This window comes from Streptomyces sp. NPDC033221 (assembly GCF_055577005.1).
The window spans coordinates 273,882-285,422 of the sequence record NZ_JBVIQN010000010.1 but is presented as its reverse complement, the minus strand read 5'-3'; the positions used below and the strand labels follow the sequence as shown (position 1 = coordinate 285,422).

At 71.2% G+C, this 11,541-nt stretch carries 11 protein-coding genes; 1 reads left to right on the top strand and 10 read right to left on the bottom strand.

Annotated elements, in window-relative coordinates; genetic code table 11:
• Nucleotides 1–156: 156 nt before the first annotated feature.
• Nucleotides 157–2,676 (bottom strand): ATP-dependent Clp protease ATP-binding subunit, encoded by a 2,520-nt coding sequence (locus ACZ53K_RS16625; protein ID WP_073760604.1) that lies wholly within the window; start codon nucleotides 2,674–2,676, stop codon nucleotides 157–159.
• A 508-nt stretch (nucleotides 2,677–3,184) separates the two neighbouring features.
• On the opposite strand from ACZ53K_RS16625, the gene ACZ53K_RS16620 reads away from it, so the two are divergent.
• The gene (locus ACZ53K_RS16620) at nucleotides 3,185–3,886 is read left to right on the top strand and encodes an SCO3374 family protein (RefSeq protein ID WP_468836513.1); all 702 of its coding nucleotides are present in this window, start codon (nucleotides 3,185–3,187) and stop codon (nucleotides 3,884–3,886) included.
• On the opposite strand, the gene ACZ53K_RS16615 is transcribed toward ACZ53K_RS16620, so the two are convergent.
• The 9 genes from ACZ53K_RS16615 to panC form a co-directional block, all read right to left on the bottom strand.
• Nucleotides 3,817–4,149 carry a histone-like nucleoid-structuring protein Lsr2 gene (locus ACZ53K_RS16615; RefSeq protein ID WP_073760606.1) on the bottom strand — a complete coding sequence of 111 codons (333 nt, stop codon included), beginning with the start codon at nucleotides 4,147–4,149 and terminating at the stop codon, nucleotides 3,817–3,819. The genes ACZ53K_RS16620 and ACZ53K_RS16615 overlap by 70 nt on opposite strands.
• Before the next feature lie 156 nt (nucleotides 4,150–4,305).
• On the bottom strand, nucleotides 4,306–4,824 hold the full coding sequence (locus ACZ53K_RS16610) for an amino-acid N-acetyltransferase (protein WP_468836510.1): 519 nt from the start codon (nucleotides 4,822–4,824) through the stop codon (nucleotides 4,306–4,308).
• Between the two features lie 9 nt (nucleotides 4,825–4,833).
• A complete protein-coding gene (locus ACZ53K_RS16605) occupies nucleotides 4,834–5,289 on the bottom strand; it encodes a BlaI/MecI/CopY family transcriptional regulator (protein ID WP_468836545.1) in 456 nt (151 codons plus the stop codon).
• A 245-nt stretch (nucleotides 5,290–5,534) separates the two neighbouring features.
• Nucleotides 5,535–5,714, bottom strand: coding sequence for a hypothetical protein (locus tag ACZ53K_RS16600; RefSeq protein WP_468836507.1), 180 nt, complete (start codon nucleotides 5,712–5,714; stop codon nucleotides 5,535–5,537).
• Nucleotides 5,715–5,760: 46 nt separating this feature from the next.
• Nucleotides 5,761–6,405: a hypothetical protein gene (locus tag ACZ53K_RS16595; protein WP_468836506.1), complete on the bottom strand. Its 645-nt coding sequence runs from the start codon at nucleotides 6,403–6,405 to the stop codon at nucleotides 5,761–5,763.
• Between the two features lie 309 nt (nucleotides 6,406–6,714).
• Nucleotides 6,715–7,512: a type III pantothenate kinase gene (locus tag ACZ53K_RS16590; RefSeq protein WP_030025335.1), complete on the bottom strand. Its 798-nt coding sequence runs from the start codon at nucleotides 7,510–7,512 to the stop codon at nucleotides 6,715–6,717.
• A gap of 5 nt (nucleotides 7,513–7,517) precedes the next feature.
• On the bottom strand, nucleotides 7,518–8,540 hold the full coding sequence (gene nadC, locus ACZ53K_RS16585; protein WP_468836504.1) for a carboxylating nicotinate-nucleotide diphosphorylase: 1,023 nt from the start codon (nucleotides 8,538–8,540) through the stop codon (nucleotides 7,518–7,520).
• Nucleotides 8,537–10,327 carry an L-aspartate oxidase gene (locus ACZ53K_RS16580; RefSeq protein ID WP_468836503.1) on the bottom strand — a complete coding sequence of 597 codons (1,791 nt, stop codon included), beginning with the start codon at nucleotides 10,325–10,327 and terminating at the stop codon, nucleotides 8,537–8,539. Before ACZ53K_RS16580 ends, nadC begins: the two co-directional genes overlap by 4 nt.
• Nucleotides 10,324–11,349 carry a pantoate--beta-alanine ligase gene (panC, locus tag ACZ53K_RS16575; RefSeq protein WP_468836501.1) on the bottom strand — a complete coding sequence of 342 codons (1,026 nt, stop codon included), beginning with the start codon at nucleotides 11,347–11,349 and terminating at the stop codon, nucleotides 10,324–10,326. Before panC ends, ACZ53K_RS16580 begins: the two co-directional genes overlap by 4 nt.
• Nucleotides 11,350–11,541: the final 192 nt, after the last annotated feature.

Sequence of the window (11,541 nt, the reverse complement as noted above, 5' to 3'; positions counted from 1 at the left end):
CCTTTCCCCCTCCCCCTCCTCCCCCCCCCCCCCCCCCCCCCCCCTCCCCCACCCCCCCCCCCCCCCCCCCCCCCCCCCCCCCCCCCCCCCCCCCCCCCCGCGGCGTTATATGCCGTTCCGGTCAGGCGCCGGGCGCCCGGTCCGTACTGCCGGCCGTCACGCGTCCTTCGACAGGTCCGGGCCGCCGGCCGCGGACTCCACCGGCGGGGCGTCGGGCAGCGCCGACTTCTCCTCGCCGCGGAAGGTGAACTTGGCGTTCTCGCCCTCACCCTCGATGTCGACGACCACGATGTGGCCGGAGCGCAGCTCGCTGAAGAGGATCTTCTCCGAGAGAGCGTCCTCGATCTCGCGCTGGATGGTCCGGCGCAGCGGGCGGGCGCCCAGCACCGGGTCGTAGCCGCGCTTGGCGAGCAGCTTCTTGGCCTCACCGCTGAGCTCGATGCCCATGTCGCGGTCCTTCAGGCGCTCGTCCACCTTGGCGATCATGAGGTCGACGATCTGGATGATGTCTTCCTCGGTGAGCTGGTGGAAGACCACCGTGTCGTCGACACGGTTGAGGAACTCGGGCCGGAAGTGCTGCTTGAGCTCTTCGTTGACCTTGTTCTTCATCCGCTCGTAGCTGCTCTTGGTGTCGCCCTGGGCGGCGAAGCCCAGGTTGAAGCCCTTGGAGATGTCCCGGGTCCCGAGGTTGGTCGTCATGATGATGACCGTGTTCTTGAAGTCCACCACCCGGCCCTGGGAGTCGGTCAGGCGACCGTCCTCCAGGATCTGCAGCAGGGAGTTGAAGATGTCGGGGTGGGCCTTCTCCACCTCGTCGAACAGCACGACCGAGAACGGCTTGCGGCGCACCTTCTCGGTGAGCTGGCCGCCCTCTTCGTAGCCGACGTAGCCGGGAGGCGAGCCGAAGAGCCGGGAGACCGTGTGCTTCTCGCTGAACTCCGACATGTCGAGGGAGATCATCGCGTCCTCGTCGCCGAAGAGGAACTCGGCGAGCGTCTTGGACAGCTCGGTCTTACCGACACCGGACGGACCGGCGAAGATGAACGAGCCACCGGGGCGCTTGGGGTCCTTCAGACCGGCCCGCGTACGGCGGATGGCCTGCGAGAGCGCCTTGATGGCGTCCTTCTGGCCGATGACGCGCTTGTGGAGCTCGTCCTCCATGCGCAGCAGCCGCGAGGACTCCTCCTCGGTCAGCTTGAAGACCGGGATGCCGGTCGCCGTGGCCAGGACCTCGGCGATCAGCTCGCCGTCGACCTCGGCGACGACGTCCATGTCGCCGGCCTTCCACTCCTTCTCCCGCTTCGCCTTCGCGGCCAGGAGCTGCTTCTCCTTGTCGCGCAGGCCCGCGGCCATCTCGAAGTCCTGCGAGTCGATCGCGGACTCCTTCTCCCGGCGCACGTCGGCGATCTTCTCGTCGAACTCGCGGAGGTCCGGCGGCGCGGTCATCCGGCGGATGCGCATCCGGGAGCCGGCCTCGTCGATCAGGTCGATCGCCTTGTCCGGCAGGAAGCGGTCGGAGATGTAGCGGTCGGCCAGCTGGGCGGCCTGGACCAGCGCCTCGTCCGTGATCGAGACGCGGTGATGCGCCTCGTAGCGGTCGCGCAGGCCCTTGAGGATCTCGATGGTGTGCGGCAGTGACGGCTCCGCGACCTGGATGGGCTGGAAGCGGCGCTCCAGGGCCGCGTCCTTCTCCAGGTACTTGCGGTACTCGTCGAGCGTGGTCGCACCGATGGTCTGCAGCTCGCCTCGGGCCAGCATGGGCTTGAGGATGCTCGCGGCGTCGATCGCGCCCTCGGCGGCGCCCGCACCCACCAGGGTGTGGAGCTCGTCGATGAACAGGATGATGTCGCCGCGGGTGCGGATCTCCTTGAGCACCTTCTTCAGGCGCTCCTCGAAGTCCCCGCGGTAGCGGGAGCCGGCGACCAGGGCGCCCAGGTCCAGGGTGTAGAGGTGCTTGTCCTTGAGGGTCTCGGGCACCTCGCCCTTGACGATGGCCTGGGCCAGGCCCTCGACGACCGCAGTCTTGCCGACGCCGGGCTCGCCGATGAGGACCGGGTTGTTCTTGGTACGGCGGGACAGCACCTGCATGACCCGCTCGATTTCCTTCTCGCGCCCGATGACCGGGTCGAGCTTGGTCTCGCGGGCGGCCTGCGTCAGGTTGCGGCCGAACTGGTCCAGGACGAGCGAGGTCGAGGGGGTGCCCTCGGCCGGGCCGCCGGCGGTGGCGGCCTCCTTGCCCTGGTAGCCGGAGAGCAGCTGGATGACCTGCTGCCGCACCCGGTTCAGATCGGCGCCCAGCTTCACCAGGACCTGGGCGGCGACGCCCTCGCCCTCGCGGATCAGGCCGAGCAGGATGTGCTCCGTACCGATGTAATTGTGGCCGAGCTGAAGGGCCTCGCGGAGCGACAGCTCCAGGACCTTCTTCGCACGGGGGGTGAAGGGGATGTGGCCGGACGGGGCCTGCTGCCCCTGGCCGATGATCTCCTCCACCTGCTGGCGGACCGCCTCGAGCGAAATCCCGAGGCTCTCCAGGGCCTTAGCGGCGACACCCTCACCCTCGTGGATCAGGCCCAGGAGGATGTGCTCGGTGCCGATGTAGTTGTGGTTGAGCATCCGGGCTTCTTCCTGAGCCAGGACGACAACCCGCCGCGCACGGTCGGTGAACCTCTCGAACATCGTTAATCGCTCCTCAGAGCGGTCAGGCAGTTAGGGGTCGGTCCCCTCCCTGTCCTTCCGCATGCTAGTCCCGTGGGACGGGACAGCTCATTCCAACTGCCGACATCCGTCCGGATCACCCCCGCGTCGGCGGGGAAATCTGCTGCCGAACAGCCGACATCTGCTCCAACCCGATGGTGCGAGACGATGTTCCCGCAGGCCAGGCATATACGCCCCGGGCCAGTACGCCCGTGGCGAACGCACCCGTCACCGACACGCCCGCCCGGAGTCCGCCGCCACTCCGGAAAAGCGCTGCGCACACCGCTGCACCGTCTCTTCCCACTGGGAATGTCTTACCCGCCGTGACGGACACTCCATGCGGCGCGGGCCTGTTCCATCCGCTATGGGCGAACACCCGAGCGCCGTCATCTGCGCCGTCACGCCCCCGCGCACCCCCTTCCCCGGCGACAGTACGTACCCGTATGTCAACCCAGCGTAACTTCTCGGGGATTCGCGAGTTGCTTCCGGTATGCCCGTCGCGCTCCCGCGCTCCCGCTTCCCCCTCGCCGCCGTACGGCAGTGGTACGAGGACGAGCTGCGCTGGCCGACCACCGGCACGGAGCCGGTGGAGCTGCTGACCGGGGTGCGCTTCGACGCCCTCGACCTGCCGGCCGACGCGGGCCGTGCCGTGCTGGGGCGGGTGGGCCCCACGGGGCCCGTGGCGATCGACCGCAGCGGCTCCGCCGGTCCCAGGATGCTCGTGCTCGTGGCCGCGGGTGCCGCGGAAGAACTGCCGGAGCTTCTGGAATGGCTGGAATGGGGCTCGCTGGGGCTGGATCTGACCGCACGCGGCACCGGGGACCGGATGCCCGCGCCGGCACCGCCCCCGCCGTCACCGCACGCGTGGTGGCCGTACGGATCCGGTCCACGGGAGGCCGCGGGGTGGGTGCGGCCTCCCGAGCCGGGACGCGAGATCGAGGCGGCTCTGCCCACCACGGGGACAGGGGCAGGGCACGGGGGCCGCGGCGTTCCCCTCGCGGATCGCCAGGGGCGCGCCCCCGACCTCGTACGACTCGTGAGCGCGGCGGCCACGGAATGCCACCGGGCCCGTTTGCTGCGCGGTCGTCAAGCTCGAAGACAAACGGATCGCGGGTACGGCGGTCAGCCGTTCGCCTTCTCGAACGCCTCACGGATCTCCGCGGGCACACGACCGCGGTCATTGACGTTGTAGCCGTTCTCCTTCGCCCACGCGCGGATCTTCGCGGTGTCCGGGCTGCCGCCGGAAGACGCGCGGGCCTTGCCGCGGCCACCGGAACGGCCACCGGTCTTGCGGCCCGCCTTCACGAACTCGGCCAGCGACTCACGCAGCTTCTGCGCGTTGTCGTCGGACAGGTCGATCTCGTAGGACTTGCCGTCGAGGGCGAACGTCACGGTCTCATGGGCCTCGCCGCCGTTGAGGTCGTCGACAAGAAGAACCTGAACCTTCTGTGCCACCGGTTTCCCTTTCATCGAATGCGGATTACGACGGAAAGCAAACCGCTTTTCCGGGAAAAACACAAACCCCTGGGTAGGGTTCAGTTGCGGCACGGCCGGGGAACCCTTGCTTCCACAGCTATGAGATAGGGGCGCGATTCGGACATAGAACGCTGATCACAGGTGCAGAAGCATCCGGCTGTTGCCCAGGGTGTTGGGCTTCACTCGTTCGAGACCGAGGAACTCGGCAACGCCCTCGTCATAGGAACGCAGCAGCTCGCTGTAGACATCGCCGTCGACGGGCGTCTCACCGATCTCCACGAACCCGTGCTTGGCGAAGAAGTCCACTTCGAAGGTGAGGCAGAAAATGCGCCGCACTCCGAGCCAGCCCGCGGTGCGCACCAGCTTGTCGAGCACGTGGTGGCCGACTCCGGTGCCCTTGAGCCGCGGGTCCACCGCCAATGTGCGGACCTCGGCCAGGTCTTCCCACATGACGTGCAGTGCTCCGCAGCCGACAACCTCGGCGTCCTCGTCCCGCTCGGCCACCCAGAACTCCTGGATGTCCTCGTAAAGCGTGACGGTGGCTTTGTCGAGGAGGATGCCGTCCGGTGAGTAGGCGTCGATGAGCCGGCGTACGGCCGGTACATCGCTGGTCCTGGCACGGCGGACGGTGAGTCCATTTGTCAGCGGCGGCATGACGTGACGCTATCGCCCCGGGTCACCGGGTCCCGTCGCGGGTAGTTCCGCCGCGTCCGCTTCCCCCTCTTCTGCCTGTTCGGGCGGTTCGCGTTCCGCACGCGCGTCCGGTGGCGGGGCCGGTGCGGGTTCCGCCGGTTCGTCTCCTTGCACCATCCGTACGGCATCCCGCAGGGCGTGGCGCTGTTCCGGCGACATCATCCCGAAGAAGGCGACCAGGGCCGCCGCGGGGTTGTCACTCGCGGACCACGCTTCGTTCATCAGTGCGGCCGAGTAGGCGGCACGAGTGGAGACCGCCTCATATCGATAGGCGCGCCCTTCGGCTTCCCGGCGCACCCAGCCCTTCTGATGGAGGTTGTCCAATACGGTCATCACCGTTGTGTAGGCGATCGACCGTTCCTTCTGCAGATCTTCCAGGACTTCCCGAACGGTGACCGGGCGGTTCCACTCCCACACCCGCGTCATGACCGCGTCTTCCAGATCACCCAAGCGTCGTGGCACACCAGCACAATAGTGGGAGATGTCGCGAATGCCGGTTCTTACCCGGTTGATTTACCCCGGAAAAAGGCGATACGGCCCGAGATGCTCAATCTCGGGCCGTACAGACGTGTGTGGTGCGCAAGGCCGACCAGGCCGCCGAACGGATGGACGAACACCGTCGGCACCCGGGGCCGGGCGGCAGCGGCCGGGACGGGCCCGGCCGGCGCCGGTCAGACGCCGTGGGCCTTGGGCTCCTGGCGGGCGCCCTCGGCGCGGGCCAGCGCGGCGTCGACCGCCGCGTCCTCCTTGGACTTGTTCTCGCCACCCTGGCTCTTCACGATCGTCACGATGAGCGCGACGAATGCCACGGCCATCACCACGGGCGGTACCAGCGCTGCGACGTAATCCATGACCAGGGTCCTCCTTCGGGAGTGAGGCTTCCAGAGTACGCAGCACTCACGCGGACCGGGCCGCGGGGGGCTGCACGGGCTTGCGGCGTGGCGGGAAGACCTCGCCGGGCGTCGGGACGGGGCGGTCCGGGCGCGGCGCCTTCGGCTGCGGGCCCGGCGCGGGCCGTCCCGGCCGCGGAGCAGGCTGCGGGGCGGGCTGCGGCTCGTCCGCAGTCCTGCCGCCCGGGAGGGCGCGCAGGCGGGCCCGTACAGAGCGCTCGGCCAGGCTCTCGCAGCGGCGCAGCAGGGCGGTACGGCGCGCGTGCTCGACCGGTCCCTGCTGCTGTACGCACAGGGCGCGCAGGGCGGCGAGATCTGCGGGGACGGGGTCGTAACCGGCCGCCAGGGCCTCCTGGAGCTGCCCCAGATAGCCGCCGGCAGAGCCGGGCAGGGCCGCCCGGTAGCGGGCGAGGTCGGCGAGGAGGAAGGCGCGCAGCCGCCCGCCCTCGCGCACCGCCTCGTCCACCGCCTCGGCCAGCCGCAGATATTCCTGGACCTCTTGGGCACCGTCGGCGTCATAGCCCGTCGGGGCGTCCGGGGCACCGGTCGTGTGGCGCGTCGGCTGGAGAGCGGCGGCGAGCGCGCGCCGCAGGACGCGCAACTCGTCGGCGCTGAAGGCCATACCGCCGCGGGATCCGTATGGCATAGGCATGGAACGACCTTACGTCGCCGACGGACAAAATCCGCTTAACACGATTAGAACGTCGCAAGTGTCGCGGAAGTCGCGTTAGGGAGTAAAAGCCACTTCAGGTCGATTGGGGGGCACAAAGGGGCTAACTGAGCAATTCGCGCTCGGAGTCCGGGGGTGGCGGAGGGGCCGGACGTCCCGGCGGGCCGGGGAGACCGGGCCGGCCGGGGAGTCCGAGGGCTGGGAAGTCCGGGAGTCCGGGCGGACCGGATGGGCTCGGCCTCCGGGCCGGGCGGTCCCGGCGACCGGTCCGCCCGCTCCCCCCCCCCCGCTTCACCCCCGGGTGACGTTCCGCTCGTACACCAGGCGCAGTCCGATCAGCGTGAGCCACGGCTCGTGCTCGTCGATGACCGAGGACTCGCCGAGCACCATGGGCGCCAGCCCGCCGGTGGCGATCACCGTCACGTCGTCCGGGTCGTCCGCCAGCTCCCGCGCCATGCGCTGCACGACGCCGTCGACCTGTCCGGCGAAGCCGTACAGGATGCCGGACTGCATGGCCTCGACGGTGTTCTTGCCGATGACACTGCGCGGCCGGGCCAGTTCGATCTTGCGGAGCTGGGCGCCCTTCACGCCGAGCGCCTCCACCGAGATCTCGATGCCGGGCGCGATCACCCCGCCGACGTACTCGCCGCGCGCGCTGACCGCGTCGAACGTCGTGGCCGTACCGAAGTCGACCACCACGGCCGGGCCGCCGTACAGCTCCACGGCCGCCAGCGCGTTGATGATCCGGTCGGCGCCGACCTCCTTGGGGTTGTCCATGAGGATCGGCACGCCGGTCTTCACGCCGGGCTCGACCAGGATCGCCGGGACGTCCCCGTAGTAGCGCCGGGTGACCTCGCGCAGCTCGTGCAGGACGGACGGGACGGTCGAGCAGATGGCGATGCCCTCGATGCCGTCGCCCAGTTCCTCGCCCAGCAGCGGGTGCATGCCCATCAGGCCCTGGAGCAGCACCGCGAGTTCGTCGGCGGTGCGGCGGGCGTCGGTGGAGATGCGCCAGTGTTCGACGATCTCCTCGCCGTCGAACAGGCCGAGGACGGTGTGGGTGTTGCCTACGTCGATGGTGAGCAGCATTCGCGTCAGCGCTCCTCGCGCAGGTCGAGACCGATGTCGAGGATCGGGGAGGAGTGGGTGAGCGCGCCCACGGCCAGGAAGTCCACCCCGGTCTCGGCGTAGGCGCGGGCGTTGTCGAGGGTGAGCCGTCCGGAGGACTCCAGGATCGCCTTCCCGGCCACCAGCGTCACCGCTTCGCGGGTCTGGTCGGGGGTGAAGTTGTCCAGCAGGATCAGGTCGGCGCCCTCGGCGAGGATCGGCGGGATCTGGTCCAGCCGGTCGACCTCCACCTCGATCGGCACGCCCGGGAACTCGTTCCGTACGGCCTTGAACGCCTCGGCCACACCGCCCGCCGCGACGACGTGGTTGTCCTTGATCAGGGCCGCGTCGGACAGCGACATACGGTGGTTGACGCCGCCGCCGCAGCGCACCGCGAACTTCTCCAGCGCGCGCAGGCCGGGCGTCGTCTTACGGGTGTCGCGGACCTTGGCACCGGTGCCCTCCAGGGCGTCGGCCCAGGCGCGGGTGGCGGTGGCGATGCCGGACAGGCGGCACAGCAGGTTCAGGGCGCTGCGCTCGCCGGTCAGCAGGTCGCGGGTGCGGGTGGTGACGCTGAGCAGCTTCTGGCCGGCCTCGACGCGGTCGCCGTCCTCGACGTGCCGCTCGACCTCGAACTCCGCGGTGCACACGATGGACAGCACCGCCTCGGCGACCCGCAGGCCGGCCACGGTGCCCGCCTGACGGGCGGTGAAGTCGCCGGTGGCGACGGCGTCTTCGGGGACGGTCGCGACGGTGGTGACGTCCACGCCCTGGTCGAGGTCCTCCTCTACGGCCAGGTGGGCGACGTCCTCGACCTGTACGGGGTCCAGGCCGGCGGCGACCAGGAGGGCCGCGAGGTCCGGGTCCAGCCCGCAGGCCAGCGGGTCGAGTTCGTACGCGCCGTCACCGGCGCCGCAGCCGCAGGAGTCGCCGCAGCCGCCTTGCGGAGCCTCGGCATCCTGGCCCGGCCGGCCGATCTGGTGCAGGGGGAGGTCCTCGGAGGTGCTCACTGGTTCGGCTCCGTTTCGGGCGCGGGTGCGGCGGTCGTCGCGGGGAACGCGGCGGTGTCGGTCATGCGGATGTGCAGGGTGTGCGGCGGGCGGTGGGTGACCAGGAAGTGCCGCTGCCAGGTGGTGTCGTCCCGGTCGGCGTGGTCCTCGCGCCAGTGGCAGCCGCGGGTCTCCGCGCGGTCGCGGGCGCTGCCGACCAGGACCCGGGCGACCATCAGGAGGTTGGTGGCCTCCCACGCCTCGACGCCGGGCTCGGCGGGCTTGGAATCGGCAGCCGGGGCCGGGGCGGCGGCGTCGCGCTGGAGCCGGGCCAGGGCGGTGGCGGCCTCGGCGAGGCTGGCGGCGGACCGCAGCACCCCGGCGCCCGCGGCCATGATCCGCTGGATCGCGGGCCGCGCCTCGGGAGCGAGCAGCGCTACGGGCTCGGTGGTGGGCGCGACGGCCGGGCCGGGACGGCGGGCGGGCGCGGCGGTGATGTCGTCCGCGATCCGCTCCGCGAAGACCAGCCCCTCCAGGAGGGAGTTGGAGGCCAGCCGGTTGGCGCCGTGCACGCCGGTGCACGCGACCTCGCCGCACGCGTACAGGCCCGGCACGGTCGTCCGGCCGTACAGGTCGGTCCGTACGCCCCCGGAGGCGTAGTGCGCGGCGGGCGCGACCGGGATGGGCTCGGTGACCGGGTCGATGCCGTGCGTGCGGCAGGCGGCGAGGATGGTCGGGAAGCGCTGCTCCCACATGGCGGCACCGAAGTGCCGGGCGTCCAGGTACATGTGCTCGGCGCCCTGTTCGTGGGCGCGGCGCATGATCGCCTTGGCGACGATGTCGCGCGGGGCCAGCTCGGCGAGTTCGTGCTGCCCGAGCATGAAGCGGACACCGTCGGCGTCCACCAGGTGGGCGCCCTCGCCGCGTACCGCCTCCGAGATCAGCGGCTGCTGGCCCTCCGCGTCCGGGCCCAGGTAGAGCACCGTCGGGTGGAACTGGACGAATTCCAGGTCGGAGATCTCGGCACCGGCGCGCAGCGCGAGGGCGACGCCGTCGCCGGTGGAGACCGCGGGGTTGGTGGTCGCCGAGAAGACCTGTCCCATGCCGCCGGTGGCCAGGACGACCGCGGGGGCGTGCACGGCGCCCACGCCGTCGTGCTGTCCCTCCCCCATCACGTGCAGCGTGACGCCGACCGTGCGGCCCTCGGCGTCCGTGAGCAGGTCGAGGACGAGGGCGTTCTCGATGGTGCGCAGGCCCTGCGAGCGCACGGCGTCCACCAGGGCGCGGGAGATCTCGGCACCGGTCGCGTCGCCGCCCGCGTGCGCTATGCGGCGGCGGTGGTGCCCGCCCTCGCGGGTGAGGGCCATCTCCTCGGTGCCGGGCGCGGTGTCGAAGCGGGCGCCGGTGGCGATGAGGCGGCGGACGGCGTCCGGGCCTTCGGTGACCAGGGTCCGTACGGCGGTCTCGTCACACAGTCCGGCGCCGGCGACGAGGGTGTCCGCCAGGTGCTGCTCGGGGGTGTCGCCGTCCCCGAGCGCGGCTGCGATGCCGCCCTGGGCCCAGCGCGTGGAGCCGTCGTCCAGGCGGGCCTTGGTGACCACGACGGTACGGCGGCCGGCGGCGGCGCAGCGCAGCGCGGCGGTCAGTCCGGCGACCCCGGAGCCGACCACGACGACGTCCGCTTCGATGGACCAGCCGGGGGCGGGGGCTTGGAGGCGGAGGGTGTCGTGGGTGGTGGGGGTTGCGGGAGCTGTGGTGCTGCCGAGGCCGGTCGGGCTGGTGGGGCCGGTAGGGTCGGTGCCGTTCATCGGGGCGCTCCGAACGTGAGGCGGATGTTGTCGATGAGGCGGGTGGTGCCGACCTTGGCGGCGACCGCCAGAACAGCCTCCCCCTCGTAGGCATCCGGTACTTCGGTGAAGTCGGACGGATCGACGAGCGCCACGTAGTCGAGCGCCAGCGGCGGGTCGAGACGGGCGGCTTCCTCCAGGACGGTACGGGCCGCCGCGCGCGCCACCGCGGGGGCGCGCAACGGGGTCGCGACGGCGTGCGCGAGAGCGTGCGCGTCGGCCGCCGCGCGGTCCTCACCGAGGGCGGCGAGTGCCGCGGAACGGTCCTGCGCCCGGTGGGCCGCGTGGGCCGCGTACGAGGCGCGGTCCCGCAGGGCCTCCTCGGCGGCGAGCCGGTCACGGGCCGCGAACAGGGACCGGGACAGGGCCAGGGCGGTACGGCGCTCCGCCGCGGACAGGTAGCGGTTGCGGCTGGACAGCGCCAGGCCGTCGTCCTCGCGGACGGTGGGAACGCCGACGATCCGTACGTCGAAGTTCAGGTCGGCCACCATGCGCTCGATGACGGCCAGTTGCTGCGCGTCCTTCTGCCCGAAGAGGGCCACGTCGGGGCGGGTGAGGTGCAGCAGCTTGCCGACGACGGTCAGTACGCCGTCGAAGTGGCCGGGACGGCTGGCTCCCTCCAGGAGGTCGCCCATGGGGCCGGCGGCTATCCGGACCTGCGGCGCGCCGCCCGGGTAGACCTCACCGGCGGCGGGCGCGAAGACCGCGTCCGCCCCGGCCGCTCCGGCCAGTACGAGGTCCGCGTCGAGGGTGCGCGGATAGCGGTCGAGGTCCTCACCGGCGCCGAACTGGAGCGGGTTGACGAAGACGGTGACGACGACCTGCCCGCCGGGGCCGACCCGGTCACGGGCGGCGCGCACCAGGGACGCGTGCCCCTCGTGCAGGGCCCCCATGGTCATGACGACGGCCCGCTGCCCGGAGGGACCGGACAGGGCACGCAGCTCGGCCGCGGTGTGCACCAGGTGCGTGCGCGGGGCGTTCATCGGCCGCCTTCTTCGGGGTGGTTGCCGGGAGGGTCTTCACGATGATCGCTGGTCGGGTCTTCGGGGCGGTCGCCGGAGGGGCCCTCACGGTGATCGTCGGGAAGGCTTCCGCGAGGAGTGTCGGGCGGGGTGTCCCGGCGGCTCTCGGGAGGGCCGTCCCGGCGTTCTTCGGGAAGGCCGCCCCGATGGTCT